Source organism: Aeromonas sp. R10-1, assembly GCF_040908465.1.
GTDB lineage: Bacteria > Pseudomonadota > Gammaproteobacteria > Enterobacterales > Aeromonadaceae > Aeromonas > Aeromonas caviae.
Map to the genome: position 1 here is coordinate 193,090 of NZ_JBFODT010000024.1, position 17,743 is coordinate 210,832.

The 17,743-nt window shown below is 61.5% G+C and carries 22 protein-coding genes; 16 read left to right on the forward strand and 6 right to left on the reverse strand.

All coding sequences use genetic code 11. From position 1 onward, the window contains the following. Positions 1 to 5: 5 nt before the first annotated feature. The gene (locus AB5Y93_RS12345) at positions 6 to 404 is read left to right on the forward strand and encodes a MerR family DNA-binding transcriptional regulator (protein WP_010674655.1); all 399 of its coding nucleotides are present in this window, start codon (positions 6 to 8) and stop codon (positions 402 to 404) included. A gap of 108 nt (positions 405 to 512) precedes the next feature. Here the strand turns inward: AB5Y93_RS12345 and AB5Y93_RS12350 are convergent, their stop codons facing one another. Further along, positions 513 to 1,757, reverse strand: coding sequence for a dicarboxylate/amino acid:cation symporter (locus AB5Y93_RS12350; protein WP_041215213.1), 1,245 nt, complete (start codon positions 1,755 to 1,757; stop codon positions 513 to 515). 268 nt (positions 1,758 to 2,025) lie between these two features. Here AB5Y93_RS12350 and AB5Y93_RS12355 point away from each other — a divergent pair, with 268 nt between their 5' ends. The 3 genes from AB5Y93_RS12355 (at position 2,026) to AB5Y93_RS12365 (ending at position 5,504) form a co-directional block, all read left to right on the forward strand. Further along, the gene (locus tag AB5Y93_RS12355; protein WP_162624626.1) at positions 2,026 to 2,310 is read left to right on the forward strand and encodes a pyrimidine/purine nucleoside phosphorylase; all 285 of its coding nucleotides are present in this window, start codon (positions 2,026 to 2,028) and stop codon (positions 2,308 to 2,310) included. 156 nt (positions 2,311 to 2,466) lie between these two features. Continuing rightward, complete coding sequence (locus AB5Y93_RS12360) at positions 2,467 to 3,849, forward strand: L-serine ammonia-lyase (protein WP_010674652.1); 1,383 nt, start codon at positions 2,467 to 2,469, stop codon at positions 3,847 to 3,849. A 284-nt stretch (positions 3,850 to 4,133) separates the two neighbouring features. Further along, positions 4,134 to 5,504, forward strand: a complete 1,371-nt coding sequence (locus AB5Y93_RS12365; protein WP_039039104.1) for an L-serine ammonia-lyase — start codon at positions 4,134 to 4,136, stop codon at positions 5,502 to 5,504. A gap of 166 nt (positions 5,505 to 5,670) precedes the next feature. On the opposite strand, the gene AB5Y93_RS12370 is transcribed toward AB5Y93_RS12365, so the two are convergent. Then, positions 5,671 to 6,633: a lytic transglycosylase domain-containing protein gene (locus AB5Y93_RS12370; protein ID WP_368229471.1), complete on the reverse strand. Its 963-nt coding sequence runs from the start codon at positions 6,631 to 6,633 to the stop codon at positions 5,671 to 5,673. After that, positions 6,630 to 6,908 carry a YcgL domain-containing protein gene (locus AB5Y93_RS12375; protein ID WP_151028228.1) on the reverse strand — a complete coding sequence of 93 codons (279 nt, stop codon included), beginning with the start codon at positions 6,906 to 6,908 and terminating at the stop codon, positions 6,630 to 6,632. Before AB5Y93_RS12375 ends, AB5Y93_RS12370 begins: the two co-directional genes overlap by 4 nt. 106 nt (positions 6,909 to 7,014) lie before the next feature. On the opposite strand from AB5Y93_RS12375, the gene minC reads away from it, so the two are divergent. The 6 genes from minC to AB5Y93_RS12405 all read left to right on the forward strand — a co-directional run bounded on the left by minC (position 7,015) and on the right by AB5Y93_RS12405 (position 10,719). Next, positions 7,015 to 7,740, forward strand: a complete 726-nt coding sequence (gene minC, locus AB5Y93_RS12380) for a septum site-determining protein MinC (RefSeq protein ID WP_042863824.1) — start codon at positions 7,015 to 7,017, stop codon at positions 7,738 to 7,740. Between the two features lie 18 nt (positions 7,741 to 7,758). Beyond that, entirely contained in the window at positions 7,759 to 8,571 is an 813-nt protein-coding gene (gene minD, locus AB5Y93_RS12385; RefSeq protein ID WP_010674647.1) for a septum site-determining protein MinD, read from the forward strand. A gap of 2 nt (positions 8,572 to 8,573) precedes the next feature. Continuing rightward, a complete protein-coding gene (gene minE, locus AB5Y93_RS12390) occupies positions 8,574 to 8,843 on the forward strand; it encodes a cell division topological specificity factor MinE (protein ID WP_010674646.1) in 270 nt (89 codons plus the stop codon). Positions 8,844 to 9,023: 180 nt separating this feature from the next. Next, positions 9,024 to 9,350 (forward strand): HI1450 family dsDNA-mimic protein, encoded by a 327-nt coding sequence (locus AB5Y93_RS12395; RefSeq protein ID WP_029314491.1) that lies wholly within the window; start codon positions 9,024 to 9,026, stop codon positions 9,348 to 9,350. A gap of 53 nt (positions 9,351 to 9,403) precedes the next feature. Then, the gene (gene mtgA / locus AB5Y93_RS12400; RefSeq protein ID WP_080767838.1) at positions 9,404 to 10,111 is read left to right on the forward strand and encodes a monofunctional biosynthetic peptidoglycan transglycosylase; all 708 of its coding nucleotides are present in this window, start codon (positions 9,404 to 9,406) and stop codon (positions 10,109 to 10,111) included. Between the two features lie 284 nt (positions 10,112 to 10,395). Continuing rightward, complete coding sequence (locus AB5Y93_RS12405; RefSeq protein WP_010674643.1) at positions 10,396 to 10,719, forward strand: HI1450 family dsDNA-mimic protein; 324 nt, start codon at positions 10,396 to 10,398, stop codon at positions 10,717 to 10,719. A gap of 45 nt (positions 10,720 to 10,764) precedes the next feature. Here AB5Y93_RS12405 and AB5Y93_RS12410 read toward each other — a convergent pair whose 3' ends face one another. Next, the gene (locus AB5Y93_RS12410) at positions 10,765 to 11,076 is read right to left on the reverse strand and encodes a DUF1289 domain-containing protein (protein WP_368229473.1); all 312 of its coding nucleotides are present in this window, start codon (positions 11,074 to 11,076) and stop codon (positions 10,765 to 10,767) included. Between the two features lies 1 nt (position 11,077). Continuing rightward, positions 11,078 to 11,947, reverse strand: a complete 870-nt coding sequence (locus tag AB5Y93_RS12415; protein WP_042014378.1) for a S1 RNA-binding domain-containing protein — start codon at positions 11,945 to 11,947, stop codon at positions 11,078 to 11,080. A gap of 271 nt (positions 11,948 to 12,218) precedes the next feature. On the opposite strand from AB5Y93_RS12415, the gene AB5Y93_RS12420 reads away from it, so the two are divergent. From AB5Y93_RS12420 to AB5Y93_RS12435, 4 genes are all read left to right on the forward strand, one after another. After that, complete coding sequence (locus AB5Y93_RS12420) at positions 12,219 to 13,451, forward strand: UPF0149 family protein (protein ID WP_368229475.1); 1,233 nt, start codon at positions 12,219 to 12,221, stop codon at positions 13,449 to 13,451. Between the two features lie 150 nt (positions 13,452 to 13,601). Beyond that, positions 13,602 to 14,072: a MarR family winged helix-turn-helix transcriptional regulator gene (locus AB5Y93_RS12425; protein WP_010674639.1), complete on the forward strand. Its 471-nt coding sequence runs from the start codon at positions 13,602 to 13,604 to the stop codon at positions 14,070 to 14,072. Continuing rightward, positions 14,069 to 14,257 (forward strand): DUF4250 domain-containing protein, encoded by a 189-nt coding sequence (locus AB5Y93_RS12430; RefSeq protein ID WP_043155974.1) that lies wholly within the window; start codon positions 14,069 to 14,071, stop codon positions 14,255 to 14,257. The genes AB5Y93_RS12425 and AB5Y93_RS12430 overlap by 4 nt, the downstream gene beginning before the upstream one ends. Before the next feature lie 161 nt (positions 14,258 to 14,418). After that, positions 14,419 to 14,598, forward strand: a complete 180-nt coding sequence (locus AB5Y93_RS12435; protein ID WP_182953690.1) for a hypothetical protein — start codon at positions 14,419 to 14,421, stop codon at positions 14,596 to 14,598. A gap of 91 nt (positions 14,599 to 14,689) precedes the next feature. Here the strand turns inward: AB5Y93_RS12435 and AB5Y93_RS12440 are convergent, their stop codons facing one another. Further along, entirely contained in the window at positions 14,690 to 15,277 is a 588-nt protein-coding gene (locus AB5Y93_RS12440) for an FMN-dependent NADH-azoreductase (protein ID WP_368229476.1), read from the reverse strand. 226 nt (positions 15,278 to 15,503) lie between these two features. Between AB5Y93_RS12440 and AB5Y93_RS12445 the strand changes: the two genes are divergently transcribed. Beyond that, positions 15,504 to 16,394, forward strand: coding sequence for a DMT family transporter (locus tag AB5Y93_RS12445; RefSeq protein ID WP_041211382.1), 891 nt, complete (start codon positions 15,504 to 15,506; stop codon positions 16,392 to 16,394). A 73-nt stretch (positions 16,395 to 16,467) separates the two neighbouring features. Next, positions 16,468 to 17,646: a formate-dependent phosphoribosylglycinamide formyltransferase gene (gene purT / locus AB5Y93_RS12450; protein ID WP_041211381.1), complete on the forward strand. Its 1,179-nt coding sequence runs from the start codon at positions 16,468 to 16,470 to the stop codon at positions 17,644 to 17,646. The last annotated feature ends 97 nt before the right edge of the window (positions 17,647 to 17,743 follow it).

Here is a 17,743-nt window from a genome sequence, read left to right on the forward strand (position 1 = left end):
GCCCCATGACCAAATCCAGGGACGACACCCGCACCTTCAGCATCAGCGAACTGGCTCGCGAGTTCGATGTGACCACCCGCAGCATCCGCTTCTACGAGGATCAGGGCCTGCTCAACCCGACCCGCCAGGGACAGCACAGGATCTACAGCCGTCAGGACAGGGTGCGGCTCAAGCTGACCCTGCGTGGCAAGCGTCTGGGCTTCAGCCTCGCAGAGATCCGGGAGCTGTTCGATCTCTACGATGCGGACAAGAGCAGCCGCTCCCAGTTGCAGACCATGCTGGGGCTGGTGGCCGACAAGCGGGAGACCCTGCAGCAGCAGCTGGAAGATATCCAGATGGTCCTGCTGGAGCTGGAGGCGGCCGAACAGCGCTGCCGCCAGGCCCTGGCACACCTCTCCCCCTGAGTCACGCAGACGGGCGAGGCAAGCGGGGATCACCGCCAGCAAATAGACACAAATGAAAGAGGGAGGCTTGAAGCCTCCCTCTTGTCATGCACGGTGGACGACCCGATATCAGGCCTCCTTGCTCCAGCGGTTCGGATCGTAATCCGGGCTGTAGCGATCGACGATGATGGCGCAGGCCGCATCGCCGGTGATGTTCAGCGCGGTGCGGATCATGTCGAACAGACGATCCAGCGCGAACAGCAGCGGCAGACCCTCGATGGGAATCCCGGCCGCCAGCAGCACGGCAACCACCAGGAAGCTCGGGCCCGGCACACCGGCCTGACCGATGGCACCCAGGGTGGAGGTGACGATGATCGCCGCCCAGGCACCCATGGAAAGATCGATGTTATAGACCTGGGCGAAGAAGATGGCGACCAGGCCGTAATAGATGGCATTGCCGCTCATATTGATGGTGGCGCCCAGCGGCAGCACGAAGGAAGCGGTGGCGTTGGTCACCTTCAGATCGCGCTCGCAGGTCTCCATGTTGACCGGCAGGGTCGCCATGGAAGAGGCGGTGGAGAAGGCCACGATCTGCGGCTTCTTCATCGCGGAGAAGTACTTGCGTACCGGCGTGTTGGAGAAGAACGCGATCAGCAGCGGATAGACCACAAAGCCGAAGATGAGGATGGCGGCGACATAGACGACGAACAGCTTGAGCACCAGGGTCAGCACGTCGAAGCCGTAGGTGCCGATGGCATCGGCCATCAGGCCGAAGACGCCGATGGGGGCGATCAGCATCACCTTGTTGATCATCCAGACGAAGGCGTCCACCAGGGTGTTGAGCCCGTCCACCAACGGCTTGGCGCGCTCGCGGGGCTGCTTGGCCAGGGCGATGCCGAGGAACATGCAGAACACCAGGATCTGCAGGATGTTGGCCTCGTTCAAGGCGCTGAACACGTTGGTCGGGATCATGCCAAGCAGGGTGGCCACCGCATCGGGCAGTGCCCCCTTGTCGGCGTAGTCGCCGGAGAACATGGCCGCAGTGGCGCCAAAGTCAACGCCCACACCAGGTTTGAACACCTGACCCATCACCAGCGCCAGGAACACCGCCAGTGCGGAGGTGCCGAGGAAGAAGGCGAGCGTGGTGACGCCAATCTTGCCTGCGGCGGGGCTGGCCCCCAGATTGGCGGCCCCGGACAGGATGGCCACCGCCACCAGCGGGATCACCAGCATCTTGATCAGCTGGATAAACAGGGTGCCGAGCGGCGCAAACACTGTGGCTTGCTCTCCCATGAGCGCCCCGACCAGCGCGCCCAGCACCATGGCCACCACTACCTGGAAGCCGATGTTTTTGATTAATCCTTTTGTTAACACAGAATGTTCCTTTATTTAGCAATTACTCACACTTTTACAGCGTAAATGACCACCCAGAGCGTCAAATCCTCTCCATTGCTCTGGCGGTGCGCTTTATCTCATATTTGCGCCCCGTTTTACATCAGAATCCGTTAACGAAATGCATTGATAACTTTATGAGAAAGTAAAGCCTCAAAAGAGACACGGCTGTTTTTGCTCCTTTTACCATGACAACATCCAAAACAGTGTGCTACGTTGGCTCTGCAAACGTGCATACAGGGAAGAAAAGATGCTGAAAGTTAACGAGTATTTTGACGGAAATGTTAAATCTATCGGTTTCGAGCAAAAAGGTGAGAAATCTACCGTTGGTGTGATGGAAGCGGGCGAGTACCTGTTCAATACCGCCGCCCCGGAGCGCATGACGGTGATCAAGGGCGCCCTCACCATCCAGCTGGCCGACGAAGATGAGTGGCACACCTACCAGCAGGGGGAATCCTTCGACGTGGCCGGTCACTCCTCCTTCAAGCTGGAAGTGAAGATCGCCTCCGCCTATCTGTGCGAGTTTCTCGACTGATGTATCACGGGCGCCATGGGATGCCGAGCGGCTCCCCCATGGCGCGCCTCTCCCGCGCCCATTTCCCTACCGCCATCACACCCCGCTATCTCCCCCCTTTTCAACGACTACAAAAAATTTACAATGTTTAGACGAAATCCATAATTGGAGTACGTCATGATCAGTGTCTTCGACATGTTTTCCATCGGGATAGGCCCCTCCTCCTCCCATACCGTGGGACCGATGCGGGCCGCCTGCGCCTTCATCCAGACCCTCAAAGCGAACGCACTCCTCTCCCGTACCGGACGCGTCGTCGTCGAGTGCTACGGCTCACTGGGCCAGACCGGCAAGGGGCACGGCACCGGCAAGGCCATCATCCTGGGACTGGCCGGATTTGAACCCGAATCCGTGGACATCGAGGCCATTCCCGCCTTCCTCGCCCAGGTAGAGCAGACCCAGACCCTCTGCCTTGGCGGCGAGCAACCCAGCGAATTTCCCCGCATCGGCGCCATCCTCTTCAATCGACGCAAGACCCTTCCCGCCCACTCCAACGGCATGACATTACGCGCCTATGAGGGTGACACCCTTGTGTTCGAACAGACCTACTACTCCATCGGGGGCGGTTTCATCATCGAGGAGAGTCACTTCGCCAACGCCCGGGAAGAGGCGGCCCGCTTCGATGCTGCCCACCCCATCCCCTATCCCTTCGAGAGCGGCGCCGAACTGCTGGCCCAGTGCCAGGAGAGCGGCCTCTCCATCTCGGGGTTGATGCTGGCCAACGAGAAGGTGTTTCGCTCGGAAGCGGAGATCAAGGCCGGGCTTCGCAAGATCTGGCAGGCGATGCAGGGGTGTGTGGAGCGTGGCTGCAAGAGCGAGGGGGTGCTGCCAGGCGGCCTCAAAGTCAAGCGCCGGGCTCCCGCCCTCTATCGCCAGCTCTGTGGCGAGACCAATTTCAACAAAGATCCGCTGATGGTGATGGAGTGGGTGGACCTCTTTGCGCTGGCCGTCAACGAGGAGAACGCCGCCGGGGGCCGGGTGGTGACGGCGCCGACCAACGGCGCAGCGGGCATCATCCCCGCGGTGTTGCACTATTACGATCGCTTCGTGCGCAAGGTGGATGACGAGCTGCTGATGCAGTACTTCCTCACCGCCGCCGCCATCGGCATCCTCTACAAGAAGAATGCCTCCCTCTCGGGGGCCGAGGTGGGCTGTCAGGGCGAGGTCGGCGTGGCCTGCTCCATGGCCGCTGGTGCCCTGGCCGAGCTGCTGGGCGCCAGCCCCGCCATCGTCGAAAACGCCGCCGAGATCGGCATGGAGCACAATCTCGGGCTGACCTGTGATCCCGTCGGTGGTCTGGTGCAGGTGCCCTGCATCGAGCGCAACGCCATGGGCGCAGTCAAGGCGATCAATGCCGCCCGCCTCGCCCTGCGTGGCACCGGCGAGCACAAGGTCTCACTGGACAAGGTGATCAGAACCATGTGGGAAACCGGCAACGACATGAAGACCAAGTACAAGGAGACCGCCCGGGGCGGCCTTGCCGTCAACATCACCGAGTGTTAAGCCGCTGTGATAAAGCCGCATATGGCACTCGAATACCCGGCATCGCCGGGTATTTTTTTGCAAAACGTTTGTCTGGCGCTTAACAAAATGGATAACCATCAAAATAAATTTTATACTCGCGCCACGAATTCAACAAAAATAGATCTGTTTCAACTTTTTTTAGGCATTGAACCGTTACACTGTGGTTATCCGGTTCCCTGGCCTTTGTGACGACAGACCCGTCCCATGGATCCCTTTTCTGCGAGTGGGCATGGCGCCCCCTTCTACCCTGAGGTAATTGTTACATGATCAGCGTTTTTGATATCTTCAAAATCGGTGTTGGCCCCTCCTCTTCCCACACTGTCGGCCCCATGAAGGCAGCCAAACAGTTCGTGGATGAACTGCGTGCTGGCGGCAAGATCCGTGACATCACCCGGATCCAGGTCGATGTCTATGGCTCCCTCTCCTGGACCGGCAAAGGCCACCACACGGATACCGCCATCATCATGGGTCTGGCGGGCAACCTGCCGGAGAACGTCGACATCGACGCCATCCCCGAATTCATCTCCCGCGTGGAGCAGACCGGTCGTCTGCCCATCGGCCTGCACTGCCACACCGTCAGCTTCCCCAAGGGCGCCATGATCTTCCATGACGAGGCCCTGCCCCTGCACGAAAACGGCATGAGGCTGACCGCCTTCATCGAAGATGACGCCGTCTACAGCAAGACCTACTACTCCATCGGTGGTGGCTTCATCGTCGACGAAGAGAACTTTGGCAAGGGTGACAGCGGCGACATGTCCGTCAGCTATCCCTTCAAGAGTGCCGCCGAGCTCATCGCCCACTGCAGCCAGAGCGGTCTCTCCATCTCCGCCCTGATGATGGAAAACGAGAAGTGCTTCAACACCCCGGAAGAGATCTACAAGAAACTCGGCAAGATCTGGACCACCATGCGGGAAGGGATCGAGCGCGGCTGCCGCACCGAGGGCGTCCTCTCCGGCCCGCTGCGCGTACCGCGCCGCGCCGCGCCGCTCTACCGCCAGCTGACCACCAACGAGAACCTCTCCAACGATCCCATGAACATCGTGGACTGGGTCAACATGTTCGCCCTGGCGGTGAGTGAAGAGAACGCCGCCGGTGGCCGCGTCGTCACCGCACCGACCAACGGCGCCGCCGGCATCATCCCGGCCGTGCTGGCCTACTACGACAAGTTCATCCAGCCGGTGGGCCGCGACGAGTACACCCGCTTCTATCTGGCCGCTGCCGCCGTCGGCATGCTCTACAAGATGAACGCGTCCATCTCCGGCGCCGAAGTGGGCTGCCAGGGTGAAGTGGGCGTCTCCTGCTCCATGGCCGCCGCCGGCCTGACCGAGCTGATGGGCGGCAGCCCCGAGCATGTCTGTGAAGCCGCCGAGATCGGCATGGAACACAACCTGGGTCTGACCTGCGACCCGGTGGCCGGCCAGGTACAGGTACCCTGCATCGAGCGCAACGCCATCGCCGCCATGAAGGCGGTCAACGCCTCCCGCATGGCCCTGCGTCGCACCTCCAAGCCGCGCGTGTCGCTGGACAAGGTGATCGAGACCATGTACATCACCGGCAAGGACATGGACTCCAAGTACCGCGAGACCTCCCGCGGTGGCCTGGCCATCAAGGTGATGCAGGTTGCCTGCGACTAACGCCGAGTCGCGATGACATGAAAAAAGCGGGATATATTCCCGCTTTTTTTTTTGGGGGTCGCGATTTAAAGGGCAGCGTTCGTGGATAAAGGGAGGCCGACAAGGGATAAAAAGAGACGGGCATATCACCTCCACCCGTTCGCCGTGACAGGAGAACGGGGGAGAGCTATTTCACGATGCGATCGGCCAGGGTGCCGACGGCCACCACGAAATAGGGGGAGCGATTCCAGTGACGCAGTACCCGGTAATTGTCATAGGCAAGGTAGCTTCGCCCGTGAATATCGTCAGGGCGGATGAGGGAGGCCTGTATGTCGACCACAGGCAGAGGTGAGCCGTCCTGCTGGCGAACCCCGAGGGCCTGCCAGGTCGCCAGGGACTTGCGGGTATCAAGTCCCAGCAAGGCGGGGTCCAGGCGTTCTGGCACCCTCACCCGCCGTCCCCAGGTCTGGTCTTCGCGCCAGCCGTTCTGGCTCAGATAATTGGCAGCCGATCCAAATACATCCGCCAGATTGCCCCAGAGATCCTTCTTGCCGTCCCCGTCCTGATCCACCGCGTATCGCAGGAATGACGAGGGCATGAACTGCACCTGTCCCATGGCCCCCGCCCAGGATCCCTTGAAGTTGGCGGGGTTCACATGTCCCTGCTCCAGAATGCGCAGGGCATCGAACAACTCGCCTTTGAAGAAGGCTTCACGGCGACCGTCCCAGGCCAGGGTCGAGAGAGAAGAGATAAGGGGATAATGGCCGGTTATTTTGCCGAAATTGGTTTCAATTCCCCACAAGGCAACAATAAAGCGGGGCTGTACCCCATATTCCCGGCCTATTTTTGTGAGCAGCGGCAAATGCTGGCGATATAAGGTTTGGGCTTGCTTGACTTTCCATTCCGGCACCGCCCGGGGAATATATGTGTCCAGGGTCAGTTTGAATTCCGGTTGATTTTTGTCGTGCCTGATGGCGGCATCGACAAGGTGGACATCCGCAAAGGCCGCACTCACCGTCTCGGGCAACATGCCCGCCGCCAGCGCCTGCTCTTTGAGGCTTGCCACGTACTGGTCAAAATCGGGGCCGGCCTGCACCGGCGATCCCGACAGGGCGCCTGACAACAGCAGTGCCAGCCGCCCCGCCCTCATCGTGCGCCCTTTAATTGCGCCTTGTGCTGCTCCAGCAGGTTTTCCGGTGGCGGTGGCACCTGCAGATAAAAGCCCTGGCTCTTCAGGGCGGCCATCACCCGCTCCGTGGAGGCCAGCCCCAGGGGCTTGGCCGGGTCCAGCTTGGTCATCAGGACCAGTTCGGGATGCCCGAAGGTACTCATCAGCACCTCGGGAACGCGGGAAAAGTCCTCTCTTCGTTCAATAAAGAGATAGGTCTCGGCTTTTTTGCGACTTTTATAGACTGCACACAACATGGAAATTGATATAATCCGACGGGTTTATTGCCTCTGGTGGTGGCAAACTATAACATCAGGAATTGAATAACAATAACGTATTACCGTCTCGGTTCGGGGAAGATTCATGGTTGAACGCGATAACGAATTGAAAGGGACCACCTTCACTATTTCTGTGTTGCATCTCAGCGATGGCAATCCGGCCCGGATCCGACAACTGCTGGAGGCCAAGGTCGCGCAGGCCCCCCAGTTTTTTAATTGTGCCCCCCTCGTCCTCAATGTGGAACGCCTCGAGGCGATCCCCGATTTCGAACAGCTCAGGGAGCTGGTCGAGTCGGAAGACTTCGTGCTGGTCGGGATCACGGGGGCGCGGGACGAGGCGATGAAGACGGCCGCCAAGGCGGCAGGCCTCGCCGTCATGGTGTCAGGCAAGAGCCGCAAGGCAGAACCTGAGCCGACGCCGCCAGTACCTGAGTCCAAGCCAGTGGAGGCCGCACCGGTTCCCCCGGTGCCAGCGCCCGTGGAGGCAAGCAAGGTCCACGTGGGCCCGGTGCGCTCCGGTCAGCAGATCTATGCAGCCGGCACCTCGCTGGTGGTGCTGGGCTCGGTGAGCCCTGGCGCCGAAGTCATCGCCGATGACAGCATCCATGTTTATGGTGCCCTGCGTGGCCGAGCCATCGCAGGGGCCAAGGGCAATCCCAAGGCCCGCATTTATTGCCAGCAATTGCAGGCCGAGCTGCTCTCCATCGCGGGCACCTTCCAGCTCAGCGATGCATTGCCTGCAGGCGTGATACAAGAGCCGGTCCATATCCGGCTCGACAATGAACAACTTCGTATAGACCGAATCAAATAGAGTTACAAGGAAGCGAGAATGGCGCGAATCATAGTCGTTACATCGGGCAAGGGTGGCGTTGGCAAGACGACAACCAGCGCGGCACTGAGCACCGGTCTGGCCCAGCGTGGCCACAAGACCGTGGTCATCGATTTTGACATTGGTCTGAGAAACCTGGACCTCATCATGGGTTGCGAGCGGCGCGTGGTCTATGACTTCGTCAACGTCATCAACGGGGAAGCCAACCTCAACCAGGCCCTCATCAAGGACAAGCGTTGCGAAAACCTGTTCATCCTGCCCGCCTCCCAGACCCGGGACAAGGATGCCCTGACCCGTGAAGGGGTGGAGAAGATCCTGGATCAGCTGGCGGAGATGCAGTTTGACTACATCGTCTGCGACTCCCCCGCCGGTATCGAATCCGGCGCCCTGATGGCGCTCTATTTCGCCGACGAGGCCATCGTCACCACCAACCCGGAAGTCTCTTCCGTGCGTGACTCGGATCGCATCCTCGGTATCCTGGCCTCCAAGTCCCGCCGTGCCGAGCGCGGTGAGGATCCCATCAAGGAGCACCTGCTGCTGACCCGCTACTGCCCGACCCGCGTCAACCGCGGCGACATGCTGAGCGTGCAGGACGTACAGGAGATCCTGGCCATCAAACTGCTCGGGGTGATCCCGGAGTCCCAGGCGGTGCTGCGCGCCTCCAACTCCGGCGAGCCGGTCATTCTGGACAAGGAGTCCGATGCCGGTCAGGCCTACGAGGACGCCGTCGCCCGCCTCTTGGGTGACACCAAGGATTTCCGTTTTCTGGAAGAAGAGAAGAAAGGCTTCTTTAGCCGACTGTTCGGGAGTTAAGCATGTCATTATTGGATTATTTTCGTTCCAACAAGAAACAGAACACCGCACAACTGGCCAAAGAGCGGTTGCAGATCATCGTGGCTCACGAGCGTTCATCCAGAGGGGGGCCGGATTACCTGCCCCAGCTCAAGCAGGACATCCTCGACGTGATCCGCAAATACGTGCAGATCGACCCGGACAAGATCACCGTCCAGCTTGATCAGAAGAGTGACGAGTTGTCGGTGCTGGAGCTCAACATCACCTTTGCCGACGACCAGAAGAAGGGATGAGCTGACGCACCATGCGCGACCCCTTCCCCCAATGAAGACCGGATCCTTTCCCAGGATCCGGTTTTTTAATGCCTGGCGTCCCGGCATCTCGCCAAGGGCATCAGGGCCAGCTAGAATACCGCGCACCCCGAGGCGCTGCCGACGGACTTTCCCTCCCCCCTTATCTGGAACACGGCTTTTATGTCTTTGAATGACGAAATGCACAGCGTCGAGGAACTGCTCGACACCGCCCTCGAACTCTTCATGGAGCTGGCCTCCGACAACTTGCCCGAGCAGGAGATCGTCCGCTTCAATCAGGAGTTCAACGACCGCGGCCTGCTGGCGGAGACCGATCCCGCCGACGACTGGGCGGCCGACGTGGGATTTGAGGTGAGCGACGCCGACTATGCCGAGATCTGGGTCGGCCTTGGCAACGAACAAGAAGAGTACGAGCACCTGTTTGCCCGCATGCTGCTCTCCCGCCGTGTCGACGAGAAGTTCTGCCACATCGAATGGCTGCCCCAATAATTCCGGATCCCGATGATCCTGGCCACTATGACTGGGACGGCGGGCCCGAGCCCGTGAGGCCTTCGCGCAGACGGCGACTGCTGGGCTGGCTCGGCAAGCTGCTGCTGGCCGCCTTTGCGAGCACCATCGTCTCGGTCGCGCTGCTGCGCTTCATCGACCCTCCCATGTGGACCTGGCGCCTCGAACGCGCCCTGTTTCCCCCTGCCAAGGTGGCCGAGGTGAAGCACGACTGGGTGCCGCTTGAGCAGATTTCCCGGGAGCTGCAACTGGCGGTGATCGCCGCCGAGGATCAGCGCTTTGCCGAACATCACGGTTTTGACATGGATGCCATCAGCTCGGCCCTCAGGCACAACCAGCAAAGCGGGCGGGTGCGCGGTGCCAGCACCCTCAGCCAGCAGACCGCCAAGAACCTCTTCATGTGGAGCGATCGCAGCTTCCTGCGCAAGGGGATAGAGGCCTGGTTCACCCTGTTGATGGAGCTGGGCTGGGACAAGTCCCGCATTCTCGAGGTGTATCTCAACATCGTGGAGTTCGGACCCGGCATCTATGGCGCCGAGGCGGCCGCCAGGCACTACTTCGGCAAACCGGCGATACGCCTCACCCGCTACGAGGCCTCCCTGCTCGCCGCCGCCCTGCCCAATCCCTGGCGTTATCGGGTCAAGCCCCCCTCACCCTATGTGCAACAGCGCTCGGCCTGGATCCGTCGTCAGATGGGTCAACTCGGGCAAGTCACCCTGAACCGGGTCCACGGCACAGAGTAGCGCCATCCTGCGGATCAGAGGCGGGCCCCAGATGGCCGCCGACGGTTTCCCGATGAAGGGGCAGATAGTGCCACCACCAGGTTTCGCGCCGCCGCTTGATCTGCCTTCTGTACTGTCGTCGCTTCATCTTGCCAGGCCGCCCCGTCACGCCGCCCCTGCTGGCGGCTCTGTTAACCTTATCCCCTGATCCCGCCATTTGACAGCACGGCGTCACCGCCCCCGGGCTGGCTGCCCATCCCAATACTTGTTAAAGTGGCGAACCTGGACGTATCTGGAGTGATTTCATGGAACAACGTAGCCCGGATCAGCTGGTCGAGTGGGCCTATGATCAGTTTCTGGAGCAGGCCGCCGACATGCTGGCCCCCGAACAAATCGTCGACATCACCCTCGAGTTCGAGCAACGTGGCGCGGTGGAGGCAACCCTGCCCAATGCCGACTGGTCAACCGAACTCGGCGAGCCGGTGGACATGGCACGTTGGGCCGAGGTCTGGGTCGGCTTGCTGGATCATCAGGACGAGTTCGAGGTGATCTACGCCACCTTCCTGCTCCCCCGGGATCAGAGCGAGCACGACGTGCATATCCGCTGGCACCGCCAGCAACAGGCATAAGAAAAGGCGCCCCAGGCGCCTTTTTCGTTTTTTGCGATGCCCGAGTCAGGGGCGTGCCGCGATGGCCTTGGCCAGACAGCGGCGACACCAGCAGGCGCTGGCATCGCTCATGGGCAACGCGGGAAGCTGGTTGCACCAGCAGCGCTCGATGGGTTCCCCCGCCGACACGGCGCAGAACGCCGGCTCGCCGCAGCCCGGGCAGGCATGGGTGCTCTTCGAGCCATCGAGCTCGGCCATGCGGGTCAGCTGGGCCTCGCTGTCCATGACGGACCACTGGCCTATCTCGGTCAGGGTGCGGCCACAACCGAGGCAGAGCCCCTCTTTGGCCCGGCAGTCACCGATGCAGGGACTCGGCAACTTATTCGTCCCCTGCCGGCGTGTCGGAGCCCACGAGGCGGATGCTGTGCTCCTCGATGACGATCTTGCCCTGCTTGTAGAGGCCGCCAATCGCTTTCTTGAAGGTGCCCTTGCTCATGCTGAACATCTTGTAGATGACGTCAGGATCGCTCTTGTCTCCCACCGCAAGGCTGCCCCCCTGCTTTTGCAGGCGCAGCAGAATGCGTGCGCCGGCGTCATCCATCCGGGCCAGCCCCGGCTTTTGCAGGGTCAGGTCCAGCTTGCCATCTTCGCGCACCTGCTTGACCCAGGCGGTCAGCGGTCGGCCCGTCATCACGCGGCCGAACACCTCGTTCTTGAACAGCATGCCGGCGTACTGGCCATTGACCACGGCCTTGATGCCAAGGGGGGTGTGCTCCCCCGGCAGCACCGTCACCTCGTCACCGCTCTTGAAAGGAGGGTCGATGCGCAGGAAGCGCTCCAGACGGCTGGTGCCGACCATGCGCCCTTCGTTGTCCAGCATCAGATGCACCAGATAGACATGGCCCACCTGCATCGGCTTGTTCTGCTCGCGGCTTGGTACGAAGAGATCCTTTTTCATGCCCCAGTCGAGGAAGGCACCAATCTTGTTGGCGTTGACCACCTTGAGACCGACGATGTCCCCCACCATGGCGAAGGGCTTGTCAGTGGTGATCACCGGCTCGCAATCCGCATCCAGATAGAGGAAGACGGACACCTCGCTCTCCTCGGCGACGCCTTCCGGCAACTGGCGCCTGGGCAGCAGCAGCTCGCCGTATTCCCCCGCCGCCAGCCAGGCGCCGCGCTCCTCGATCTCGACGACGGTCAGGGTGTTCATCTTGCCAATCTGTAACATGGTGATCTCTTCTTTCAATATCCGGATGGGCCCATCTCATGGAAGACCCGTCATATAGAGGTGCATCGCCGCCGTCGGATGAGAGAGGACGGGGCCGATTTATGTCATGCAGGCGCGCATGTTACCCCAGAGCGGCAGCAGGACCTAGCCCCTCCCCCCTGTGTCTGACCTCTTTTCCCGCTCCCGGGCGGCCAGATTGACGATATTAGCAGCATTCAGTTCCCCCTTTGCTGCAAATAACCCCACTTTTAGGTAGACTTCGCGGCCGTCAAATCCAGAGGAAGCGTCGATGAACCCAGCCACTCGAACCCGTCATCTCAATCAATGGATCCAGACCCACAGCCAGCAGGAGATGAGTTACCCCGCCCTGCACGGCTTCCTGTGCGCCCGTCTGACGGGGCCCGTAGCCCCCGACTGGCAAGATCCGCTGGCCGGCCTGCTGCCTCATGATACGGCGCTGGACGAGAAGAGTGCCGAGGCGCTGCATCACCTGATCGCCGAGCTGGAAGCCCAGGCCGACGACGCGCAGCTAGCCCTGCCGAGCCAGTGTCGCCTCTCTACCGACAACCCGGAGCAGGTGTTTGACAAGCGCCATCCTCTGGGCCAATGGAGCTATGGCTTCAGTCAGGGGGTAGCCTGCTGGCCGGCGCCGACCGACCTGAACGATCCGGCGACCCGCCATCGCTTCAGCCTGGTGGCCGAGCTCTGCCTGTTTCGCGACAAGCCCATGGCCATGATGCTGCACCAGGCTGCGGCCAGCGAGCTCCCCTTCCTCGATTTTTGCAAGCGTCAACGCCAGCAGATGAAGACGGCCCTCAACCTCCTGCTCGGCCAGGATCACTACGAGGCCGAGCCTGAAGAGAGCCCGACCCTGGACAACGAGCAGACTCGCCAGTGGCAGCAGTGGTTCGAGCTGGCGGCAGAGAGCCGCGATCCCCTCCCTCGCCTTGGCTGGTTCGAGCGCATCATTGCCGATGCCAACCTCCTGTTCGATGAGGCATTCTGGCAAGCCCACGCGGGCCATGGCTGGCAGGTCCCTGAGGCACGCCCTTTGATCGCGGCCAGGGCCGGTCGAGCCGATTGTCTGCTGCGACTTGGGCAGCTTGGGCAGGCTCGGGATGAGTACCTGGCCCTGCTCGCCCTCTGTCGCGCCGACGAGCCCGCTTGCCGCCACCCCCTCTCCACCCTCTATGCCTGGCAAGGGGAATGGGATGCCCTGCAACAACTGCTGGTGCGCTTTGATGAAGCCTCCTGCTGGCTGCTCTACAACAAGGCCTTGATGAGCTTTGTCTGCGAAGGGGAAGCGGCGGCGCGCCCTCATCTGGCGGCGGCAATGGAGGTCAATCCCCATGTGCCCGCCACTTTGCTGGGCCAGCGCCGCTTGCCCAAGCAGGAGCCTCGCCGCTGGCAGGGAGGCAGCCGTGACGAGGCGGCGCTCTACGCCTTGCAGAGTCGCGAGGCCTGGCTGACCCACAACGCCTTGATATGGCTGCGAAAGAGTGCGGGCAAGCAGGCCAGTTGAGACCCCAATTGCCGATTCGATGACAGAACACGTGCGCAAACGCACATTTTTCTGGTGACTGGTCAGACAAATGCCCCTGTGTTACGTATCATCAAGGCCAAAGTATCAAGAGAAACTGCACCCGATGCAGCCGCCACAGCAGGATGTCATATGTCGAAGATCATTGAGCTGCTCGCGCACTACCCTCCTTATCAGCTGGTTCACGCCGCTGAGATGGTGCGCGATACCTTTGAACAGTTTTATCAGCAGCGGTACCAACTCACCGTGCCCCAGTGGCGCCTGATGATGGTGCTCGGCCCCCACTACCCCATCAGCCAGAAGGAGCTGGTGGAGGCGAGCGGCATGGACAAGGTACGGATCTCCCGCGAGATCCATCGTCTGGTGGAGAAAGGCATCCTGTTCACCGAGAACAGCGTGCAGGACAAGCGCATCAGCCTGGTCTCCTTCACCCCGGCGGGGCTCACCCTGTTCCAGCAGCTCAAGACGGAGGCGGGAAGCTGGCAGCACACCCTCACCGACTATCTGCCGGCCGAGGCGCGTCAGAGCATTCGCCTGCACCTGCAGAGCGTCAGCGATGCCATCGAACAACTTCACCTGCTGGACAACGAGCAACCCTCATGAAGCTGAACAACTTTGCCACCATGGATGTCAACATGCTGCTGAGCCTGGTCAACATGCAGCTGCGTGATCACTACGAGGATCTCGATGATCTTTGCCGGGCGCAGGATCTCGACAAGGAGGCCCTGGTCGCCAGGCTGGCCAGCGGCGATTTCCACTATCAGGAAGATCAGAAGCAGTTCAGATAGGGATCCGGATCACAACCCGACCCATGCCGCTGGCTCCGTCGGCAAAAGCTGCTAAGGTGGTGGCTACCCGGTCAGTTGATGTTCGCAAGAGGTATGGATACATCTTGTTGTCACAGACCGCGGTTAGCCTCTTGTTCACCACCCGCAGCCAAGGATGACCCATGATGCGCCTCATTCGACCAACCAGCCTGATCACCCTCTGCACATTGCTGGTGATCAGCCTCTTCTTTCCCCAGGTCCCCAGCAGCGCCGAGCAGTGGCTCACCACCCTGCTGCTGGCCTCCCTGGTGGCGGTCTTTCTGATGGTAGGCAGCGGCTGTCGCCACTTCCTGCGCGAATAACGACGCCAGAGCGTGATGCCTGCGCAAAAACAACAACGCAGCCCGAGGGCTGCGTTGTTGTTTCAGGATACTGGGGAGGCCCCGAGTCGCATCAGTAAACCAGGGTTTCCAGCTGCTCCTTGGCCTGCTCGATCCCCTTGGCTTGCGCCTCCGGACCCATGCCCATGCCTTCGGCATAGATGAAGTCCACTTCGGTGATGCCGATGAAGCCCAGCACTGTACGCATGTAGGGGGTCACCAGGTCGGTGGCATTGCCCACGTGCATGCCGCCACGGGGGCTGACCACCAGGGCGCGGGTGTTCTCCACCAGGCCGACCGGACCGGTCTCGGTGTAACGGAAGGTCACGCCGGCACGGGCCACCAGATCGATCCAGTTTTTCAGCTGGGTCGGGATGTTGAAGTTGTACATGGGGGCCGCGATGATCACCAGATCGCTCGCCTTGAGCTCGGCGACCAGCTCGTCGGACTGGGCCAGCACCGCTTGCTGACGCTCGTTCAGGTTCTCGCCACCACGCAGGCCCATGGCCAGCTCGCCGTCCAGCACCGGCAGGTTCAGGGTCGCCAGATCGCGTACCTGGATGGTGTCACCCTTGCGCTCGGCCAAGTAGCCGTCGATCAGGGCGTTGGATTGGGAATACTGGCCCAGGATGCTGGACTTCAGAACGAGGATATTGGCCATGGTGAAACTCCATTTGATTGTCAATTGAACAGCCAGGCTGTCGATGGAGGTCACTATAAAGACTGGCATTAAAGCCTGATAGCGAAAATAGATGCTCAAGTCATTCAAAAAATTTGATGTCTGTGCATTTCCTCGGCAGAGAGGGGCTCATCAAACTCCATACCCTTGGCATGACAAACGATTGCCGTTATGATCCGCCGCACTTTTTGTACGTGATCCGGATCTCATGACCTCCTCCCGCAGGCACTCCCCCTTTGCCGGCGCCGTCTGGATGATGGTGGCAGGCCTCTGCTTCGCCGCCGTCAACAGCCTGAGCCAGTATGTCAGCTTCACGCTCGGCCTCCCCTCGACCCAGGTCGCCTTTCACCAATATCTGATCGCCCTGGTCTGCCTGCTGCCCTGGCTGGTGCGCCACGGTCTGCGCCAGTCCCTGATGACGAACCAGCTGCGCCTGCACCTGCTGCGGGTCGCCCTTGCGGTGACCGGCATCCAGTTCTGGCTCTGGGCACTGGCGGTCCCCGTCCCCATCTGGCAGGGGATCGCGCTCTTGATGACCTCCCCCCTGTTTGCCACCCTGGGATCAGCCCTCTTTCTCAAAGAGCAAGTGAGCCGGGCCCGCATCCTGGCCACCCTGGCCGGCTTTGTCGGCGCCATGCTGATCCTGGCCCCCTGGACCGACGACTTCACCCTGGCCTCCCTGCTGCCGGTGGCGGCCGCCCTCTTCTGGGCAGGCTACTCCTTGCTGGTGCGCTATCAGGCAGCCAGCGAGTCGTCCCACACCATCGTCGTCTACCTGCTCGTCTTCAGCACCCCGTTCAACGCCATGCTGGCGATCCCTGAATGGCAGTGGCCGAGCGAAACCCAGTGGCTGCTGGTGGCCGCCTCTGGCGTACTGTCGGCACTGGCCCAGATGTCCATCGCCCGCGCCTACAGCGTGGCGGAGGCCTCCTTCGTGCAACCTTTCGATTTTGCCAAGCTGCCCATGAACGTGCTGGCCGGCTGGCTGGTATTTGGCTGGGCGCCCCCCGGTCGCTTGTGGCTGGGGGCGGCCATCATCATCGGCGCCATCACCCTGCTCACCCATCTGGAGCAGCGCGCCCACCCACCCACTTCCTGAGGTACGCCATGCGTGCCTCTTTTTTTGCTCACCCGGATCAGCCCTGCTGACCACCGACCTCAGGAGAGATCAGATGTTTGGAACCGCCACCCGCCCCACTGCGACCCGCGCCCTGCTGCTGGGATCAGGCGAACTCGGCAAGGAGGTCGCCATCGAGCTGCAGCGGCTCGGTATCGAGGTGATCGCCGCCGACCGCTATGCCAACGCCCCCGCCATGCAGGTGGCCCACCAGGCCCGCGTGCTGGACATGCTGGATGGCGCCGCCCTGCGCGCCCTGGTGGCCGAGGTCAAGCCCGACCTCATCATCCCCGAGATTGAAGCCATCGCCACCGACACCCTGGCCGCCCTCGAGCAGGAAGGGGTCAAGGTGGTGCCCAATGCCCGCGCCACCCAGCTCACCATGAACCGGGAGGGGATCCGTCGCCTCGCCGCCGAAACCCTGGGGCTGCCCACCTCTGCCTACCGCTTTGCCCAGAGCAAGGAGGAGTTTGTGGCCGCCGTCGAGGCCATCGGCTTGCCCTGCGTGGTAAAACCGGTGATGAGCTCCTCCGGCAAGGGGCAGAGCCTGCTGCGCGACCTCGCCAGGCTGGATGAAAGCTGGACCTATGCCCAGGAGGGGGGCCGTGCCGGTCGTGGCAAGGTGATTGTCGAAGGCTTCGTTCCTTTCGAGTACGAGATCACCCTGCTCACGGTGCGCGCGGTCGATGGCATCCACTTCTGCGAGCCTATCGGCCATCGTCAGGAGGATGGCGACTACCGCGAATCCTGGCAGCCCCAGGCCATGAGCGAGCTGGCCCTGGCCCGCTCCAAGGAGGTGGCGGCCAAGGTGGTCGAAGCCCTTGGCGGCTACGGTCTGTTCGGGGTCGAGCTCTTCATCAGGGGTGACGAGGTGTGGTTCAGCGAAGTCTCCCCCCGCCCCCACGACACCGGCATGGTGACCCTGATCTCCCAGGATCTCTCCGAGTTCGCCCTGCACGTGCGCGCCATCCTGGGGCTGCCCGTCGGCACCATCACCCAGTACGGTCCGAGCGCCTCTGCCGTGGTGCTGCGGGAAGGCCACAGCCAGGATATCCGCTATCAGGGGATTGGCGAGGCACTGGCCCTGGTGCCCGGTGCCCAGTTGCGTCTCTTTGGCAAGCCGGAGATCGCCGGTCGTCGTCGCCTCGGGGTGGCGCTCGCCCGTGGGCAGGATTGCCAGGAAGCCGTGGAGCAGGCCAAGACGGTGGCAGCCCGGGTAGAAGTACTGTTCTAGGCAATCCGCTTTACCACGCAAAAACAAACGTTTATCTGCGTGATCCGGCGCAAGGGGCAGGTGACTGCCCCTTTCCCATTGAAGCACCGGGCTTATA

Bases quoted from the DNA above. Each gene is read 5' to 3' on its own strand.
- AB5Y93_RS12345 (WP_010674655.1), top strand. From the start codon at position 6: ATGACCAAATCCAGGGACGACACCCGCACCTTCAGCATCAGCGAACTG.
- AB5Y93_RS12355 (WP_162624626.1), top strand. From the start codon at position 2,026: ATGCTGAAAGTTAACGAGTATTTTGACGGAAATGTTAAATCTATCGGT.
- AB5Y93_RS12360 (WP_010674652.1), top strand. From the start codon at position 2,467: ATGATCAGTGTCTTCGACATGTTTTCCATCGGGATAGGCCCCTCCTCC.
- AB5Y93_RS12365 (WP_039039104.1), top strand. From the start codon at position 4,134: ATGATCAGCGTTTTTGATATCTTCAAAATCGGTGTTGGCCCCTCCTCT.
- AB5Y93_RS12370 (WP_368229471.1), bottom strand. From the start codon at position 6,633: ATGAGGGCGGGGCGGCTGGCACTGCTGTTGTCAGGCGCCCTGTCGGGA.
- AB5Y93_RS12375 (WP_151028228.1), bottom strand. From the start codon at position 6,908: ATGTTGTGTGCAGTCTATAAAAGTCGCAAAAAAGCCGAGACCTATCTC.
- minC (WP_042863824.1), top strand. From the start codon at position 7,015: ATGGTTGAACGCGATAACGAATTGAAAGGGACCACCTTCACTATTTCT.
- minD (WP_010674647.1), top strand. From the start codon at position 7,759: ATGGCGCGAATCATAGTCGTTACATCGGGCAAGGGTGGCGTTGGCAAG.
- minE (WP_010674646.1), top strand. From the start codon at position 8,574: ATGTCATTATTGGATTATTTTCGTTCCAACAAGAAACAGAACACCGCA.
- AB5Y93_RS12395 (WP_029314491.1), top strand. From the start codon at position 9,024: ATGTCTTTGAATGACGAAATGCACAGCGTCGAGGAACTGCTCGACACC.
- AB5Y93_RS12405 (WP_010674643.1), top strand. From the start codon at position 10,396: ATGGAACAACGTAGCCCGGATCAGCTGGTCGAGTGGGCCTATGATCAG.
- AB5Y93_RS12420 (WP_368229475.1), top strand. From the start codon at position 12,219: ATGAACCCAGCCACTCGAACCCGTCATCTCAATCAATGGATCCAGACC.
- AB5Y93_RS12425 (WP_010674639.1), top strand. From the start codon at position 13,602: ATGTCGAAGATCATTGAGCTGCTCGCGCACTACCCTCCTTATCAGCTG.
- AB5Y93_RS12430 (WP_043155974.1), top strand. From the start codon at position 14,069: ATGAAGCTGAACAACTTTGCCACCATGGATGTCAACATGCTGCTGAGC.
- AB5Y93_RS12435 (WP_182953690.1), top strand. From the start codon at position 14,419: ATGATGCGCCTCATTCGACCAACCAGCCTGATCACCCTCTGCACATTG.
- AB5Y93_RS12440 (WP_368229476.1), bottom strand. From the start codon at position 15,277: ATGGCCAATATCCTCGTTCTGAAGTCCAGCATCCTGGGCCAGTATTCC.
- AB5Y93_RS12445 (WP_041211382.1), top strand. From the start codon at position 15,504: ATGACCTCCTCCCGCAGGCACTCCCCCTTTGCCGGCGCCGTCTGGATG.
- purT (WP_041211381.1), top strand. From the start codon at position 16,468: ATGTTTGGAACCGCCACCCGCCCCACTGCGACCCGCGCCCTGCTGCTG.